At 47.6% G+C, this 18,616-nt stretch carries 15 protein-coding genes; all 15 read left to right on the top strand.

Features of this window, described 5'->3' with window-relative positions:
* The first annotated feature begins 4 nt into the window (after window positions 1-4).
* Window positions 5-1,408, top strand: a complete 1,404-nt coding sequence (atpD, locus tag C170_RS18030) for a F0F1 ATP synthase subunit beta (RefSeq protein WP_036612557.1) — start codon at window positions 5-7, stop codon at window positions 1,406-1,408.
* 60 nt (window positions 1,409-1,468) lie between these two features.
* On the top strand, window positions 1,469-1,873 hold the full coding sequence (locus C170_RS18025; RefSeq protein WP_036612555.1) for a F0F1 ATP synthase subunit epsilon: 405 nt from the start codon (window positions 1,469-1,471) through the stop codon (window positions 1,871-1,873).
* Window positions 1,874-2,479: 606 nt separating this feature from the next.
* A complete protein-coding gene (locus C170_RS18020) occupies window positions 2,480-2,737 on the top strand; it encodes a DUF1146 family protein (RefSeq protein ID WP_017691941.1) in 258 nt (85 codons plus the stop codon).
* 522 nt (window positions 2,738-3,259) lie between these two features.
* The gene (gene murA / locus C170_RS18015; RefSeq protein ID WP_017691942.1) at window positions 3,260-4,606 is read left to right on the top strand and encodes a UDP-N-acetylglucosamine 1-carboxyvinyltransferase; all 1,347 of its coding nucleotides are present in this window, start codon (window positions 3,260-3,262) and stop codon (window positions 4,604-4,606) included.
* Between the two features lie 467 nt (window positions 4,607-5,073).
* The gene (spoIID, locus tag C170_RS18010) at window positions 5,074-6,414 is read left to right on the top strand and encodes a stage II sporulation protein D (protein WP_036612551.1); all 1,341 of its coding nucleotides are present in this window, start codon (window positions 5,074-5,076) and stop codon (window positions 6,412-6,414) included.
* A 1,038-nt stretch (window positions 6,415-7,452) separates the two neighbouring features.
* Window positions 7,453-8,193 (top strand): M23 family metallopeptidase, encoded by a 741-nt coding sequence (locus C170_RS18005; RefSeq protein WP_036612548.1) that lies wholly within the window; start codon window positions 7,453-7,455, stop codon window positions 8,191-8,193.
* Between the two features lie 170 nt (window positions 8,194-8,363).
* Window positions 8,364-8,651, top strand: a complete 288-nt coding sequence (gene spoIIID / locus C170_RS18000; protein ID WP_024632710.1) for a sporulation transcriptional regulator SpoIIID — start codon at window positions 8,364-8,366, stop codon at window positions 8,649-8,651.
* A gap of 219 nt (window positions 8,652-8,870) precedes the next feature.
* A complete protein-coding gene (locus C170_RS17995) occupies window positions 8,871-9,869 on the top strand; it encodes a rod shape-determining protein (RefSeq protein ID WP_036612542.1) in 999 nt (332 codons plus the stop codon).
* Window positions 9,870-9,971: 102 nt separating this feature from the next.
* Window positions 9,972-10,856 carry a flagellar hook-basal body protein gene (locus tag C170_RS17990; protein ID WP_036612540.1) on the top strand — a complete coding sequence of 295 codons (885 nt, stop codon included), beginning with the start codon at window positions 9,972-9,974 and terminating at the stop codon, window positions 10,854-10,856.
* A gap of 533 nt (window positions 10,857-11,389) precedes the next feature.
* On the top strand, window positions 11,390-12,229 hold the full coding sequence (locus C170_RS17985; protein ID WP_036612538.1) for a flagellar hook-basal body protein: 840 nt from the start codon (window positions 11,390-11,392) through the stop codon (window positions 12,227-12,229).
* A gap of 12 nt (window positions 12,230-12,241) precedes the next feature.
* Window positions 12,242-12,466, top strand: coding sequence for a DNA-directed RNA polymerase subunit beta (locus C170_RS17980; RefSeq protein ID WP_017691949.1), 225 nt, complete (start codon window positions 12,242-12,244; stop codon window positions 12,464-12,466).
* A gap of 484 nt (window positions 12,467-12,950) precedes the next feature.
* Window positions 12,951-13,382 (top strand): 3-hydroxyacyl-ACP dehydratase FabZ, encoded by a 432-nt coding sequence (gene fabZ, locus C170_RS17975; protein ID WP_036613058.1) that lies wholly within the window; start codon window positions 12,951-12,953, stop codon window positions 13,380-13,382.
* Between the two features lie 111 nt (window positions 13,383-13,493).
* Window positions 13,494-15,215 (top strand): phospho-sugar mutase, encoded by a 1,722-nt coding sequence (locus C170_RS17970; protein WP_036612532.1) that lies wholly within the window; start codon window positions 13,494-13,496, stop codon window positions 15,213-15,215.
* A 217-nt stretch (window positions 15,216-15,432) separates the two neighbouring features.
* Window positions 15,433-17,454, top strand: coding sequence for a DUF5693 family protein (locus C170_RS17965; RefSeq protein WP_017691953.1), 2,022 nt, complete (start codon window positions 15,433-15,435; stop codon window positions 17,452-17,454).
* On the top strand, window positions 17,430-18,611 hold the full coding sequence (gene csaB / locus C170_RS17960) for a polysaccharide pyruvyl transferase CsaB (protein ID WP_036612527.1): 1,182 nt from the start codon (window positions 17,430-17,432) through the stop codon (window positions 18,609-18,611). The genes C170_RS17965 and csaB overlap by 25 nt, the downstream gene beginning before the upstream one ends.
* Window positions 18,612-18,616 lie beyond the last annotated feature (5 nt).

Here is an 18,616-nt window from a genome sequence, read left to right as displayed (position 1 = left end):
TAAGATGAACAAAGGACGCGTTGTGAGCATCATGGGTCCGGTTGTTGACGTCGAGTTTGATCGCGGCGGTCTGCCGGAAATCCTCAATGCCATTACGATCACTACAGTAAGTGAGAGCGGCGTAAGTGTGAACCTTACACTCGAAGCTTCGAGACATCTGGGTGACAACCGAGTACGTTGTATTGCGATGTCCTCCACGGATGGACTTGTTCGTGGTATGGAAGCTTTAGATACAGGAGCACCAATCTCTGTACCCGTCGGAGAAGCAACACTGGGTCGTGTATTTAACGTACTCGGCGAAGCAATTGATACTGGCGGTGCCGTAGCTGCTGAGCACAAGAACCCGATTCACCGTTCAGCACCTGCATTTGATGAACTGACTACCCAAGCAGAAATGCTGGAGACAGGAATCAAAGTTATCGACTTGCTTGCTCCTTACGCTAAAGGTGGTAAAATCGGTCTCTTCGGTGGTGCCGGTGTAGGTAAGACGGTAACCATTCAGGAATTGATCAACAACATCGCACAAGAGCACGGCGGTATCTCCGTATTTGCGGGTGTTGGTGAGCGTACACGTGAAGGTAATGACTTGTATCACGAGATGAGTGATTCCGGCGTTATCAACAAAACAGCAATGGTCTTCGGACAAATGAACGAGCCTCCAGGCGCACGTCTTCGTGTAGCCCTCACAGGTCTGACGATGGCGGAATACTTCCGTGATGAAGAAGGCCGTGACGTGTTGCTCTTTATCGATAATATCTTCCGTTTCACCCAAGCGGGTTCAGAAGTATCTGCCTTGCTTGGACGTATGCCTTCCGCGGTAGGTTACCAACCTACGCTGGCAACAGAAATGGGTCAACTGCAAGAACGTATCACATCAACGAAAAAAGGTTCTGTAACATCCATCCAGGCCATCTACGTGCCTGCGGATGACTACACTGACCCGGCTCCTGCAACGACGTTTGCCCACTTGGATGCAACGACGAACTTGGAGCGTAAAATTTCCGAGATGGGTATCTACCCTGCGGTAGATCCACTGGCTTCCAGCTCCCGGATCTTGTCCCCTGAAGTTGTAGGTGAAGAACACTACAGCGTAGCTCAAGGCGTTAAACGTATCTTGGCACGTTACAATGAATTGCAAGATATCATTGCAATCCTGGGTATGGACGAGTTGAGTGAAGAAGATAGAGCGCTTGTATACCGTGCTCGTAAAATCCAACGTTTCTTGTCCCAGCCTTTCCACGTTGCTGAAGCATTTAACGGTATTCCAGGTAAATACGTTCCGGTTAAAGAAACGGTGCGCAGCTTTAAAGAGATTCTCGAAGGTAAGTATGATGATCTTCCGGAAGCAGCTTTCCTCTTTGTTGGTACAATTGAAGAGGCAGTGGAGAAAGCCAAAACACTGGTTTAGTCTGAATCCAGGATTGTCCTTATGTGGGCTATCCTTCGGATAGTTTCAGGAGGGATGGAATTGAGCACCTTTTTGTTGGAAATCGTAACACCCGAGCGTTTGGTCTATTCAGAACAGGTGAATAGCATTACGGCTCGTGGTATTGAAGGGGAACTGGGCATTCTGCCAGGTCATATTCCTATGGTTACACCTTTGCAGATTGCACCAATCTATATCCATAACGGAAAAGAAAATAAACGAGTTGCTATCGGTGGCGGGTTTATCGAAGTTCGTAAAGATAAGGTTGTTGTACTCGCAGAGAGTGCTGAATTCCCGGAAAGCATTGATGTGGATCGTGCGCGTGCGGCGAAAGAGCGGGCAGAACGTCGGCTTGCAAGCCAAAGCAATCAGGACCACTTTGATCACCGTCGTGCAGAGATTGCGCTGCAAAAAGCGGTTAACCGGATTAATGTGTTCGGCAAATAAACGATTCTTTGAAGCCTGGCGGCTTAGTCTGCCGGGCTTTTTTGAGTTTGTTTAATAGAATTGTTTTATCGAATATATCAAAAGGGCTGACCACAAATCCATCCTATCCCTTCAGTAAACAGAAGTATTTTAAGCAAAATATTCACCGATTATGATTATTTGAATAGAATGTAGGACTAAAGTAGTGGGCGCATTTACCACTAAGAGAACCATTTTTTTCATGAGTAAATTTAAATTATTTCCGAGGAAATGACAGAATCGATATCGAAATAGCGCTCTTTTATGTCGTTTTAGTCACAAAATCCCGGCATTTTAAAATTAAAATATTTTAGAAGTGGAAATCAATGTAATTGACAATGTATGATGAAAGAGCCTATATTCCATAGAGTCAGCAGAAGCAGGAAGCTGCGTAGTAGATTCCATAGTCATGCACAGCCGCATTGTTGCTGCTCGGTGATTGGGCATCAGGAGATTCCTGCCTGGCAGGAGTAAATCTGACAGTACGCTCAGTATGTTGTGCTTAAGACATTCCAGTATACTAACAAGTTATGGGTGCCGGGCATATGATATGCTGATCGCTGCAACAAATGTGGAGGTAAAGAATATATGGATACTGATCTGACGAATCAGGTGAACCAAGCATTAAGCACCAATGGCTTGGTCTCAATCATCGTCTCCCTGTTATGTATTGCGTTGTCTTGGTGGGCTTTGACAAATCTCAAACTGGATTTAATCATCAGGCAGCCACGAGGTGCTCAGGGAAGACTGTTGCATTTGTTGCTCGCCATCATTTTGGGGCATGCCGTTGCTGGCTTTGTCATTGACTACTTGTCCTGGACTCAAATGTTGCGTAATTTGTTTTAATGTTGAGATGGTTGGTTAATCATCTGTTAGGTTCTTCAAGCTGCTCATTGTCGAATAACATCGATTAATTGTGTTAACAATTAGAGTATGAGTTGTCGGTAAAGAAATTAAGAAAAAAATGTGACGTAAAATTGGATGAATTTGAGATGTTTTATGTAAAAATGCTTGTATCGTACAATTCAACAATGTTATGATGGAAGTTAGGGAATTCACAATTGTTCACTTATTTTGTAGTTATAAACGGGATATCCGGTTCATGCCGGCTAATAACCATCCCACTCTGTCTGTTCTGATGCTCTGCTGGCTTGTAAGACACTGATTTTTACATGCTGAATAGCAAGATGCACGGCACATGGTATCATTGATATGGATTATAAAAACCAATTCTTTTCTGAACAGACATCTGTGGCAATATGCCAGAATATGTCGAAATTCCACACACAGCAACAGTCCTTTCTAGCATAGTGGGGCTTACGTATTCCGGAATGAAGAAAAGGGAATAAAAGCGCGGAGGGAACCATGATGAGCAAATTTATCGTCCGCGGTGGCAAAAGGTTGACCGGAAGTGTCAAAGTTAGCGGCGCTAAAAATTCTGTTCTTCCGATCATCGCTGCCTCTCTCTTAGGGGAAGAAGGACAAAGCGTTATTATTGACGCGCCTCCTCTAGACGATGTGATGACGATTAACAAGGTGTTGGAATCGCTGGGAGCGGGAGTTACATACCGGGACGAAGTGATTACCGTAAATGCGGAGAAACTTACTTCCTGTGAAGCCCCGTATGAATGGGTAAGTAAAATGCGGGCGTCTTTCCTGGTCATGGGGCCTTTGTTGACTCGAATGGGTCATACAAGAATCTCACTTCCTGGTGGATGTGCCATCGGTACACGGCCTATTGATCAGCATTTGAAAGGTTTTGAAGCCATGGGCGCAGAGATCAGCTTGGGCCAAGGTTATATCGAAGCTCGTAGCCAAGGTCGGTTGCGTGGCGCGAAAATTTATCTGGATGTGGCTTCCGTAGGTGCCACTCAAAATATTATGATGGCTGCAACATTGGCCGAAGGTGTAACTGTTCTGGAGAACGCGGCAAAAGAACCTGAGATTGTGGATCTTGCCAACTTCCTGAATGGGATGGGTGCCATCGTACGTGGTGCTGGTACTGGAGTGATCCGCATTGAAGGTGTGGAGAAACTGACAGGTGTTACACACACCGTTATTCCGGATCGGGTAGAAGCTGGTACGTATATGGCTGCTGCTGCAATTTCGGGCGGTGACGTGTACATTGAAGGTGCAATCTCTGATCATTTAGGCTCCGTTATCGCGAAGCTTGAAGAGATGGGTGTTACAATCCAACCGGATGAGAATGGCGTGCGTGTAATCGCAGATCGCCCTCTTAAGGCTGTGGATGTGAAAACATTACCATACCCAGGATTCCCGACCGATATGCAATCCCAGATGATGGCACTTTTGCTTGCATCTGAAGGAACAAGTGTCGTGACAGAGACTGTTTTTGAAAACCGATTCATGCATGTGGATGAATTCCAATTGATGAATGCGGAGATCAAAGTTGAAGGACGTTCGTCCATCGTCACAGGTAATGCCAAACTGAAGGGTGCCAAAGTAACGGCTACCGATCTGCGTGCGGGTGCCGCACTCATTATTGCAGGTCTTGTTGCTGAAGGTACAACGGAAGTGGGCGGTGTTCATCACATCGACCGTGGCTATGTACATCTCGCTGAGAAGCTTAACGGACTTGGCGCTGACATCTATCGGATCTCGGTTGATGAGCCTAAGCTGGAAGCAACCAAAGCACCTAGTGAAAAAGTGGAGAAAGAAGTACCGATGTTTAAGGTACAACCAACTTTGGCTTAACACTGGATTGAATAGAAAAAATATGGCCCTCTATTATGAGTCACACGGTTGTGTGGATTATGAATGCGATGGAACGTATATTGTAAAAAATGATAAAGCTAAGCCATCTGGCTTGGCTTTTTTTGTGTTTACTTTTAAGAAGACAACGAGATATTTGATACCTGATTCTATTAATAGCTGGTCCTAACTTGTATAGCATAACATCGTATTCTGTATCGATTCTGAACCAAATGAAAGAGCATACTTTATATGGGTGTCGGATCCAGCTAAACACCGGTATACAGCGACAGATCAACGTTTCTATGATGTACATAGCAAAAGAAAACAAGAAATTGAACAGAACGAAAAGGGCCTCGTTTCTCTCAAATCAGGTTCTATCAGATCAAGCCAGCTCATAACCTAAACTATGGATTTGAACAACACGACCGGCACATGACCGGCCATAGATAACGGAGGGTTATATTCGAATGAAAGAAGCTCGTGTACAGGTAAAGGTACCCCTTGTCCCTCGTCCAGGTATGCAAGAGCCGGAGGGAAATACCGTTTCTGGAGTGGAAAAAGACAAGCCTGCCCCATTGAACCTGAGGACTGTTCCATCACAGCCTGCAAGATTATCCAATCCAGGACGGGTGTCGGCAGATGAACTGAACCGAAAGACAACCGAGCATATTCATATACCTGTTATTGAGCTGGACCAGTTCCGCCGAGTGAAGCGTCGCCGAATGCGGACGTTTGGACGAAAACCCCGATGGGGACGTAATACGACGCGATGGCAACCTGCTGCCGCTGTATCTGCCTTATTGGCAATGGCGTTACTGATTCCGGTAATTCTGGTATGGCCGCGGACAAGCGAATCACCAAAGCCGATCCCTGCTCCAACAGATTCAAGCAGTACAAGAACCCCAGCTCCTGCGCCAGCCGTTCCTGTTACGTACCCTGAACCTAAAGTGCGCGTATACCTGTCTGCAACGGGCACAACGATGAATCTGCAACTGGAAGACTATGTTACCGGGGTGGTGGCAGCTGAGATGCCTGCGGAATTCAGACTGGAGGCGTTAAAGGCGCAGGCAATAGCTGCTCGTACATTTATCGTGCGTAGGTTAGCTGCGAGTGATACAAGCGGTGTTCCATCAGGTGCGGCGGATGTGACGGATACGGTCAACCATCAGGTGTTTATTCCGCCAGATCAGGTGAAAGCGGATTGGACGCGTCTAGGGAAGGCGAAGGAATGGGAGAAGCTGCAACAGGCTGTACGCGAAAGTCGAGATACGGTGATGACATATCAGGGCAAGGCAATCACCGCATCCTTTTTTTCCACAAGTAATGGGTATACCGAGAATGCGGAGGATGTATGGGGGAACGCTGTGCCGTATCTGCAAAGTGTAGACAGTCCGTGGGACAAAAATTTGGCACCAGGATTCAAGCAGACCGTCACCATGAAGCGTAATGATATTCTGCAGAAGTTAAACCTGGATGCCATTCCGGTTACCGCCGAGAAGGGTGGATCGTGGATGGAAGTATTGTCTACAACCAAAGGGCATCGGATTAAGGAAATGCAGATTGCAGGTGAGACATTCAGCGGACCCGAAGTTCGCAAGCTGCTTGGATTAAGATCCAGCCAGTTCAGTTGGAAGACCACAGGTGACGAGGTCCAAATTACAACGTTCGGGTATGGGCATGGGGTTGGCATGAGCCAATGGGGAGCAAACGGCATGGCGCAGGAGGGACACACGGCCACCCAAATTCTCAAACACTACTATACCGGCATTTCATTCGGACAGGCATCTAAGATGCTTGCGTCGAAGTAGGAGGGAATTAACAAGGATGGGTAAAGCGAAATAATTCGAATGAGTAGGAGTATGTGCGAATGTATACAAATGTATGTGAATGAGAGCAATTTAGGTTTGGAACTCATCAGACTTCCCACATACCATTGGCGCGCTAACGAATCTGAGAGACCTTATTGGGCGTTATCACAACGAATGGAAATTCTAAAAAATCTCGGACACGTTATATCACGACATACCACCGAACTGATCCGATAATAGCGCCCAAAAGAGTAATTAGCGTGTCTACGGTTCGTTAGAATTCCTAAGCCACGGTTTCCCTGCCAATAAGGCGGCCTGAGGTCGTTAGAAATATATTATTATCTAATCATTAGCAAAATTGAGGGTGCTGTCATTCACCACATGTTCATTCGCAATAAGCAGCCAAACCAAAAATAAAATCAGAACGTTGAAATCAAGTTTCCAAGCTCTAAGGTTAAAAAATTGATTTATGTTCCCCGCCTACCAAGCAACTTCTAACTATACTGTAACCATTCATGATCGAGCTTCTTTTAAATCTAGATGTTGTATTGAACAGTTATTATTGATGTGGCATCGCCAAATCTCTAATCTCACATCTCACTTTAACGAACCTAGAGCACCTTACATCTGTATTATCCAGTCACATCCTATATCATTTCGCTCTCACCGATAAATGCACTTCATAGAAGGATTGGCCTCTACAGCCAATCCGGACCAGTCTACCAACACCCATTCCGGAGCTTTCGAGATTCGGCTATATATGAGGAGAGTGCTAGCGTATGGGGAGCGCAGGGGACAGAAAAGACCTGTAGAAACAAAGTGTCCGCCTTTACTACCGGATTTCACCTTTGAAGAAGGTGATAGAAGAAATCTGGTAGTAACCAGCGGTCGAAAGGTTTTCTGGCCCCGAAGCGGCGCACGCACTAACCACTCACCCTTCACATATATAGCACTCTCTGAAACCTCCGTGAAAATAATTAGAGTCGCGCGTGTATAAAAGAGTTGCACCCGGTAACACTTGTTACTGAGGTGATTAACATGAATGAACAAAACAAAAAAACAAACCAAGAAGAAACTCCTAAAACAACTCAAGGAGTACCGGCTAGTCAGCCCTCTTCATGGAAAAGAGCAATGTCCAAACGCTGGGTCTTCCCGGCAGCCTACATCGCAGCAGCAGGCATTATACTAACCTTAGTGTGGGTCTATCAGGGCACAGGCGACAAAACGCTGAACTCGGACCCTGCTAGCGGGGTAGTAGAAACAGGCGCATCGGCGGGTACAGAAGGAACAGCAGTAGGCGGAGAAGAAGAAAGTGTGGAAGTTGTTGCAAAGTCGGAGAATTTTGGTTGGCCGGTAGCGGTACCGTCTGAAATTTCGGTAGTAAAACCTTTCTATGATAGCGAAGCTTCAACCGAGGAACATGAAGCGGCAATGGTGCAGTACAATGATACATTCATCCCGAACACGGGTGTGGATCTGGCACGTGGGGATAACAAAACGTTTGAAGTCAAAGCAGCACTCGCCGGTAAAGTTACCCGGGTTGAGCAAAATCCGCTCACAGGTCAAGTTGTGGAAATCACACATAGCGATAACCTGAAGACGGTGTACCAAAGCTTGGCAGACGTCAAAGTGAAACAGGACGACGAAGTGAAACAGGGAGATGCGATTGCATCCGCTGGCGTCAATGAATTGGGTAAAACGCTTGGCAACCATCTTCACTTTGAAGTGTACGAAGACGGACAGCCGGTTAACCCTCAAGGATATCTTCCGGAAAAATAAATGAATTTTACCGCAGCAACATGACGGGCAGGGGGTTAAACCTCTGCTCTTTTTGTGCTTTTCAGAAAATAATGGGACCTTCGAAGCTTGTCACACCTCTAAACCGCGAATATATAGGCATGCTCCTCATATAATGTACCAAACTATCCACACAGTAGGGAGGCGGGAGCGTGCACGATTACATCAAGGAACGGACCATCAAAATTGGTCGCTGCATTGTTGAGACGAGGAATACGGTCCGTACCATAGCCAAAGAATTCGGCGTGTCAAAGAGTACTGTGCATAAGGATCTGACGGAGCGTCTGCCGGAAATCAACCCTGATCTTGCTGACCAGGTGAAACACATTTTGGAGTATCACAAGTCGATCCGCCATTTGCGGGGCGGTGAAGCGACCAAAATTAAATACAAAAAAACGAGTGGCAAGAAACGTGAGGTGTTGGCTTCCGCCAAATCGTAAGCATCTTCACAAAGACGTAGGCCAAAAAGCTCACACATGCATTGAATCCCTCCCCTGAAGTATGATATGTTAAATGCTGGTACAGGATCGAATTATGACATCTTATCAGCCCGATTTTTACATATATATGTTGCACTTTGTCGAACGAGCGGTGACGTGATAAGGGACTCTTTTTCACAGGATACGCTGACCAAATAATATCACTTTGGGGGCTCTTTTATGTTTAGCAAGGATATCGGTATTGATCTTGGCACGGCCAACGTGCTTATTCACGTGAAAGGAAGTGGGGTTGTCCTCGATGAACCTTCCGTCGTGACCATTGAAAGAGATACGAAGCGTGTCCTTGCTGTTGGGGAAGAAGCGCGTCGTATGGTGGGGCGTACTCCAGGTAACATTGTTGCCATTAGACCGCTGCGTGACGGCGTTATTGCGGACTTCGAGATTACAGAAGCGATGCTCAGACATTTCATTAATCGTGTGGGTGCAAGAAGCTGGTACAGCCACCCTCGGATTTTGATTTGTGCACCAACGAACATTACTTCCGTGGAGCAGAAGGCCATCCGTGAGGCGGCAGAACGCAGCGGTGCCAAAGAAGTGTTTCTGGAAGAAGAGCCGAAAGCGGCAGCGATCGGTGCGGGAATGGATATTTTTCAGCCGAGCGGCAATATGGTCGTGGATATCGGCGGCGGTACGACTGACGTTGCAGTCCTTTCTATGGGCGACGTGGTCACCGCCTCTTCTATTAAAGTCGCAGGGGACAAGTTCGACGAAGCCATTATCAAGTTTATCAAAGCCAAGTACAAGCTCATGATCGGTGAACGGACCGCTGAAGATATCAAAATTGCGATTGGTACCGTACATCCGGGTGGACATCAAACGGAGATGGACATTCGCGGACGCGATATGGTATCCGGTCTTCCTGTTACCGTAACGATATCGGGAAATGAAGTACAGGAAGCACTTTGGGATTCCGTACAATCCATCATCGTGGCAGCCAAATCGGTATTGGAACGTACACCGCCTGAATTGTCAGCGGACATTATCGACCGTGGTGTTGTATTGACTGGCGGAGGTGCGTTGCTGAACGGACTGGACGAGCTTTTGTCCAATGAATTGCATGTACCGGTATGGGTTGCGGAAGATCCGATGCACTGTGTCGTGAAGGGGACAGGCATAATGCTTAATAATTTGGATCAGGTGGTTAAGAAAAAGTTCTAATCTGCCGATATAAATAGCAAAGGTTCGCCATGCTCGGAAAGCAGAACGGACAAGCAGCCAACCTGTGATGCAGGTCAAGCGCTTGAGGAGAGGGGTTAATTCATGTTAAGAGGTCTGTACACCGCTACTGCGGGAATGATTACGCAACAACGCCGCCATGACACAGCAACACAGAATATCGTAAATATGAACACCACGGGATATAAACAGGTGAACAGCGTAAGCCGTTCCTTCCCGGAAATGCTCATTACTTTGGTAGGCGGAGATGCAAATCTTCCAACAAAGCGGCTGGGCAAGCTGAACACGGGGGTGTTCGCGGAAGAGAGTTTGTCCATGAATTTGCAGGGGACCATTATGGAGACTGGGCAGAAAAATGATTTTTCCATTTCATCCAATATGACTGTCAATGATCCGCAGACTGGACAACCTGTCCCGTTTGACGCATCAGGCAAATTTGTACGGGCCGACGGCACGGTGACTTACCAGCCTCAGGCGTATTTTACAGTTCAGGATGCAGAAGGTAACACCGGATATACACGCGATGGTCACTTCGAGATCACTGGAACGGGACAATTGCTGAGTTCAACAGGTTCACAAGTGTTGGATAATAATGGACAACCTGTAGTGTTGACAGGTCCTGTGGAGCAATTTAAAGTGGATGAGCAAGGCCGTTTGGTAGATGCAGCAACGGGTGCACCAACAGGGGTTACTCTTGGCATTAGTGTCATTGACCAGCCGAATCAACTGGTTCGTCAAGGTAATGGCAATTTCAGTCTCAGCGATGCAAACGGGGCAACGTCCCGGATGATGGCTGCCGGTGATAATGTGCAGATCCGTCAGGGATACCTGGAAGGTTCCAATGTGGATGCCTCACAGGCAACGGTTGATATGAACGCCGCATTCCGTGCGTATGAAGCAAACCAGAAGATCGTACAATTCTACGACCGCAGTCTGGATAAAGCCGTCAATGAAGTCGGGCGTGTATAACGCCGACGTTTAAATATAACCGCTCAGCGGAGAGCCAAACGCCCTTTGCGCAGCAAAGCAGAGAGGCTCACGCGAAGCGCAAGAGACTAGACGCAGCCGAGCCTATGCGAGGATTGCGTGGCAGTACCTGAGCGAAGCGACGGTCTCGACAGCCCTTTGCGAAGCAAAGCAAGGAAGAGACCCCGCGGAGCGCAAGAGCGTAGACGCAGCCGAGCCTATGCGAGGAATGCGTGGCAGTACCTGAGCGAAGCGATGGTCTCGACAGTCCTTTGCGGAGCAAAGCAGGGAAGAGACCACGCGGAGCTACACGCCGCATAAAGAGCGTGCCCGACTATGATTCAGCCATGTGAAACGATGGCGGGAATCATAGTCGGGCAGTCGCGGCGCACACACACCACCGTCACTTAGCAAGATCGTACCCCACTTACCTAATCCGCCTGTTTCGGGAGTCCAGAGGGCAGCGCCATCTGGGGCCCTCCCTACTAGGGAGGGTTTGGGAGGGTGGACAGGACACAAGGGAGGGTATACCACCAATGAATAATTCCATGATTAGTGCCAAGGTTTCCATGACTGCCATACAGCAGCGTCTGGATGTCATTTCCGATAATATTGCCAACGTGAATACGGCAGGCTATAAGAGCAAGCAGGCGGCATTCGAGGATGTGCTGACCCGGGTTCAACAACAACCGGACAAGTACAAACTGGATGGACGTTCCACACCGATGGGATATAACCTCGGTTTCGGTGCTCGCTTGGCAGATGTAACGAAGGATATGTCTCAAGGCCCCATGAACGAGACTGGCCTTCCGACCGATCTGGCCATTGAGGGAAATGCGATGTTTGCAGTTGAAGCGAATGGGGAGAAAATGTGGACACGTCAGGGTGCATTTCATTTTGTACCTGATACAAGACCTAAGCCTACTCCGAATTCACCTGATATGATGGTGATGGTCAATGGCGAAGGCCACTTTGCCCTGGATCGTCAAGGCAATCGTATTACGGCACCAAATAATAGCAAAGTTGCTTTTGATGAAAATGGCAACCTGTTAATCCGACGCGGTAATGCGGCAAACGCAACCATTGGAGCACAGCTGCAAGTGGTAGACATTGAACGTCCTGAGGGGCTGGTGCAGTTTGCGGATAACCTGTTTGGTCTGGATGCGGGATTAACCGAAGATGATGTATTTGGCGCTAATGCAGCTACACGTCAAGCAGCGGCCTTGATCCGTCCAGGATTTCTGGAGCAATCCAATGTTGATCTGACACAGGAGATGTCTTTGCTTATGCAAGGACAGCGGACATATCAGCTGGCGGCAAAGGCGCTAACTTCAAGTGATTCCATGTTGGGTCTTGCCAACAATATGAGAGCGTAAAAGGTGAATGTGATGACAGAAACACAGCAGCAGAACAGTAAGCCGGAGAAAAAGGAAGTCAAGAAGAAGAAGAGTGGATGGCGCATCGCAAGATGGTTCCTGGTTCCGGTCCTGCTTGTTCTTGCCCTCGCTGGCGGAATGGTAGCTGGATATGTGGTACTGGGCAAACAAGATATCGGTTCCGTATGGCAATGGAGTACATGGGAACATGTATATAATCTGGTATTCGCTCCATAATGTAACGAGTTAAGCGAAAACTCCTGCGCAGGCAGGAGTTTTCTTTTTGACGTTGAAAACAGTATAATGATGGATGACGTTTGACGTCACAAAAGAGGCCTCCCCTGCGAAAGACATTCGTCATCGCGAAGAGAGACCCCTTATCTTAACCTTCACTACTGCAGTCATGAAGGATATAACTAGTGTTAACCGAAAATATGCTTTCCATACAAAATTTAAATTAAAAACCTTTTATATGAGCTTCGACTTGATCATGTGGGGGTTGACCTTGCAGCACCGAAGTAAGTGGAGGGAACGGAATCGTTCAGAAGAAGCGAAGCGCTCGCCTTTGTCACCGAATTTTGACCTCTCTGAGGTTGATCAAAAAAATTCGGAGACAACAGCGATCAGAGGGACGATCCGTAACCGTAACGACCACCGTAACGCTAAGAGTCAATCCATGATGAAGAACGCTCATATAAACATCCCGAGAGGAGATTACACTGTGCTCGATATCAAACAGATTCAAGAAATCATCCCGCACCGCCCCCCGTTTCTGCTGGTGGACAAGATTCTAGAGATTGAGGATGGCAAACGTGCCGTTGGTTTGAAAAACGTAACCATTAACGAACCTTTCTTCATTGGTCATTTCCCAGAGTATCCGGTAATGCCGGGTGTACTGATTACAGAAGCGCTGGCGCAAGTTGGTGCAGTAGCCATTCTGAATTTGGAAGGCAACAAAGGAAAAATCGGCTTTTTGGCGGGACTGGACAACTTCCGATTCCGTGGACAAGTTGTGCCCGGAGATACGTTGATTCTGGAAGTGGAGATTACACGTCTCAAGGGTTCTATTGGTAAAGGTAAAGCAACTGCCCGAGTGAACGACAAAGTGGTCGCTGAAGGCGAGATCATGTTTGCACTGTCTGACCCAAGCTGATTACATACGTGAGCATTGACATCATGCAGGAACGTAGACGGACCGAATGATGCAAGATGCTGAAGTAACTCAGCACACCTGAATTTATATAGACGGAAGGGGTTTATCGGAATGGAACAGTTAAGCACAGCAGCAGCAGAGACGTTGCAGCAATGGTTGGAGGATGCTTCGATTGATGAAGCAACGAAACAGGAGCTTCGTGACTTGCAGGATCAGCCGAAAGAGCTGGAGGAACGTTTTTACAGAAACCTGGAGTTTGGTACAGGGGGATTGCGCGGAGTCATTGGTGCCGGAAGCAACCGGATGAACCGTTACACCGTAGGTCGGGCAACGCAAGGATTTGCGCGTTATTTGCTTGAGCAACATGGTGACCAAGAAGGCAAACCTTCTGTTGTCATTGCTCATGATTCCCGTCATTTCTCACCTGAATTCACACTGGATGCTGCGCTTGTACTGGCTGGAAACGGCATTGTAGCCAAGCTGTTCCCATCCCTTCGTTCAACTCCTGAGTTATCATTCGCAGTGCGTCACCAGAAGGCAACTGGAGGGATCGTTGTAACAGCGAGCCATAACCCACCGGAATATAACGGATATAAAGTCTACAATCATGAGGGCGGTCAATTGGTACCGAATGAAGCGGAAAAGGTCATTCAGTACATTCAGGAAGTGCCTTCCCTTGCTGACGTGAAGAAACTGACGCAGGAAGAAGCAGAAGCTCAGGGGCTCCTGATCTGGTTGGGTGAAGACCAAGATCAAGCGTTTGTGGATACCGTAGCGAGTCGCAGCTTGAGCCGCGAACTGATTCAATCCGGCATAGGCCGTGATTTCAAAATCGTTTACACACCACTTCACGGGACAGGTAACATTCCTGTACGTCGCGTGCTGGAGCAGATCGGATTCGAGCAAGTGCATATTGTAGCCGAACAAGAACAGCCGGATGCTGAGTTCTCTACAGTGAAATCCCCTAACCCGGAAGAACGCGAAGCGTTTACGCTTGCAATGAAGCTGGGAGAATCCGTGGGCGCTGATATTCTGATCGGAACAGATCCGGATGCAGACCGTATGGGTGCTGTGGTGAAAGACAACGATGGCAAATATTTCGTCTTGTCCGGTAACCAGTCTGGTGCCATTATGGTACATTACCTGCTCAGTCGCCTGCAAGAGACAGGTACACTGCCAAGCAATGGTGCGGTTGTCAAAACAATCGTAACAAGTGAGATGGGTGCTGTTATTGCTGAACATTACGGTGCAGAAGTGATGAACACACTGACGGGCTTCAAATATATTGGTGAAAAAATGAACCAGTTCGAAGCAACAGGCAGTCATACATTCTTGTTCGGATATGAAGAGAGTTACGGCTACCTTTCCGGTAACTATGCCCGTGACAAGGATGCTGTCCTTGCCTCGATGCTGATTGCTGAAGCAGCTGCGTATTATAAGAGCCAAGGCAAGACGTTGTATGATGTCTTGCAAGAGCTGTACAACCAATTCGGATATTTCCTGGAGAAGCTGGAGTCCCGTACGCTGAAAGGCAAAGACGGCGTGGCTCAGATTCAAGCCAAAATGACGGACTGGCGCTCCAATCCGCCACAAGAAGTAGCGGGAATTGCTGTACAAGATGTACTGGACTACTCCCTTGGTCTGGACGGTCTTCCGAAGGCGGACGTACTGAAGTTCATTTTGGCAGACGGTTCATGGTTCTGCTTGCGCCCTTCAGGAACAGAACCGAAGATCAAAGTATACTTCGCCGTGCGTGGAGAGAATTTGGAAGATGCGGAAAGCTGGATCGAGCGTCTGGTGACTACAGTGATGTCGCGTGTAGACGCACAATAATACGAATGCAACAATGAGCAAGAACATGAGAAGGCCTCTCCGCACCGTAAGGTTGGTTGGCGGAGGGGTTTTTCTTTGAAATAAAAGTGTAGATGGTTCTAGCATATAAGGGGGCTTGTTGACACAAGCTGTTTGTAACCTATTGTATGAATGTTAAATGAACGAATTACTTGAGCTGAACGTGCATTTGGTTCCAACACTTGAGGAGGTACATGTAGTGCGTCAAAAATGGCTTTATTGGAATAACGCTTCTCGGAAGTGGTTGTGGCTCGTCGTTATCATCGGTCTGGTTGCGTCCATCCCTGTAATCAGTGATCGGGTGCAGACAGAATCTTCTGCCAAAAAGGTGGAACTTGTTTTCAACTATCGAGGACTGCTGGATATCTCAGCGTATCAGGCACATCCGCAAGATTTCATGAATGAACAATTGACTCGTCTAAAAGACGCAGGCGTAACAACGATGGCTGTGTTCGAAAGTACATTGGACGAGCTGAGAAAGACACGCCGACTAATGGTATATAACGGCCAGGATCTCGCGAACCTGACTAAAGATGTGATCCCTTCTAATGCAAATTACACGTATGTGTTATTTACATCGGAGGAAAACGCACAGACGTATACCCCTATTATTGAACAAACGTTCGCTGATCGGCAGATTCCGGTAGTACCATGGGAATATGAAGGTCGTAGCGGCTTAATATTGCAGACTCCTCCGGAGAATGCCAACATGCAGCCTTTGCAGCCCGATCCGGTTGCCGTGAAGATGCTGCGTGATAAAGGTTTCTACATTTTGCCGCGGATCTCGGACAGTGTGCCATACAGCCAGGAATCGATGGAGCGCTTGCTTACCTTCTTCGAAGAGAATGGCGTAAAGCGTATCTTGTTTGATGGTGATGCTGTGAAAGGGTACAATGATAATGCAGACATGAAAAGTCTCGACCAATTCGCACAGTTGCTGAACAAGCACAATATTGGTCTTGCAGCCATCGAGAACTTGAAGAAACCGCAATCTGGATTCCAGACCCTTGCGTATAAAACGGATTACAACGTTACGCGTCTGTACTCGCTTAGTGATGGCGATGCCAATCTGGACGTAGACACGATTGCTGACCGTTTTGTTCTCGCAACCAAGGATCGCAACATTCGTATGCTCTATATGAATGCATCACCAAGCCGGAATACAGCAAAGGCCATGATTACAGATCCAATTGAGAATCTGATCAACAGCCTGGGTGAGCCGGGTCATGCCGTAGAACGCATGGCGAAGCATGGATTCGAGTTAGGACAAGCTGAGGCATTTACAGTTAAGGATTCTTCGATTCAGCGTTATGCCAAACTGGTTGCTCTTGTTGGTGCAATTGCGATGATTGCACTTATGGTTTCTTATTTCATCCCACTACTGACCTTGATCGCATTTGTGGTTGCTTTGGTGGGTAGTGCAGGATTGTTCCTCTTGAAACCAACGCTGCTGGAGCAAGGAATTGCCTTGCTTGTGGCAATCGCCGCGCCGACCATAGCGATGGTGCTGGCCGTTCGTACAGTGAACTATCAGCAACAGCGTCAACCCGACGCATCTGCGGGTCGTCGTTTGAAACAAACGTTGGTGTTATATGTAAGAACTTCGATTCTGTCATTCCTGGCGGTACCTTTTGTCATCGCGTTGCTTAACAGCATTACGTACAGTCTGGTCATTAACCAGTTCCGCGGCGTGAGTCTGTTGCACTTTGCACCTATGGCACTGGTAGCGATCTATATTGTGTTTTATCGTGGCTCGGGTTCATTCTCTATTAAGAAAATTAAAGAAATGCTTCGTATGCCAATTAATGTGTTAATGGTTGTTTTGGCGCTTGTTGCTGCCGTTGTTGGGTACTATTACTTGAGCCGTACAGGCAACTCGGGTTCAGTAACACCATTAGAGATGTTCCTTCGTACCACGTTGGAAGATACGTTCGGTGTACGTCCGAGATTCAAAGAATTTATGCTGGGACACCCGCTGTTTATCGTCGGCGTGTTCGCCGCTTTAAAATATCGTAAAGTCATCTTTGTGCTCATTATTGCAGCGATTGGACAGTTGTCCATGGTGGATACGTTCGCGCATATCCATACGCCGGCTGTATTGTCACTCATTCGTGGAGTGATGGGATTGGGACTTGGCTTAATCTTCGGTATCATTGCTGTGGGTGTGTGGCAAGTAGCGGAAGGATGTTGGAAAAAATGGTCACCACTTCTCAAAAGTTAGTCATCTCGGGGTATTACGGATTCCGCAATAGCGGAGACGAAGCGGTGCTAAAGTCGATTTTGACAGCGCTGGAAGAGGAAAGCCAAAGGTCGAACATAACGATTGAACCTATTGTTCTCTCGGGTGATCCCGAGTCGACAACCGCCATGTACGGTGTGCGCTCCGTGCATCGTATGAAATTGAAGGAAGTCCGTGAAGCACTCAAGGAGAGCGACGGGTTAATCAGTGGCGGGGGAAGTCTATTACAGGATGCAACTGGACTGAAATCCATTCCTTATTATCTGGGTGTAATCAAGCTGGCCCAGTGGCTGAAAAAACCAACGTTTATCTATGCACAGGGGATTGGCCCTGTGAATCGTAAAATTTTTAATCCGATGATCAAATCAGTCTTCAAGACCTGCACCTATGTATCCGTTCGGGATGAACAATCTGCAGACTACCTGCGTGGGCTCGGGTTACAGTGGAATCAGATCCATGTTGTACCCGACCCCGTAATGGGTTTGCCATTACCTGAAACAAAAGTTGAGAGGGGCGCAGGTGCTGTCTCAGCAAATGCTGCTACTCAAGCTAATCGAGTGGAACCTTCAACTGGAGGACATACCAAGCTTCCTGTGATCGGCGTATCGGTACGTTTCTGGGAGTCAGACCGGAAGGAACTTACGGCTATTGCCGCCGGATTGAAAAAGCTGTGCTCCAAAAGAGCCGTGCACTTGCGTTTTCTACCATTTCATCTGCCAGTGGATGAACAGGCATCACGATTCCTTATGGAAATGCTAGGTGATGTGACCAGCAAAGGCAGCGAGATTAGCATCACAGAAGATCTGACCGACCCTCAGCTTATGCTGGAGGAAGTCAGCAAGTGTGATCTTGTCATCGGTATGCGTCTGCACAGTCTGATCTATGCGGCTTCGCAATATGTGCCTCCGGTGGGTATCTCGTATGATCCGAAAATTGATCAATTCCTGCTTCGTCTGGACAGTGAACCAGCAGGCAATACGGATACACTCGATGGGAACAAACTCGCTAAGACTGTTGTTGGACTGCTGGATCAACGTTCACAGTGGTTGAAGGAACATGAAGAAGGCATCACCCAACTGAAGCAGGAAGCCAGAGTGCCTGCACAGCAGATTATTAACTATTTAGGCCGCAAAGGATGAGATAA

This window comes from Paenibacillus sp. FSL H7-689 (assembly GCF_000517905.1).
In the GTDB taxonomy this organism is placed as follows: Bacteria; Bacillota; Bacilli; order Paenibacillales; family Paenibacillaceae; genus Paenibacillus; species Paenibacillus amylolyticus.
This window is presented reverse-complemented; position numbering and strand designations above follow the sequence as displayed.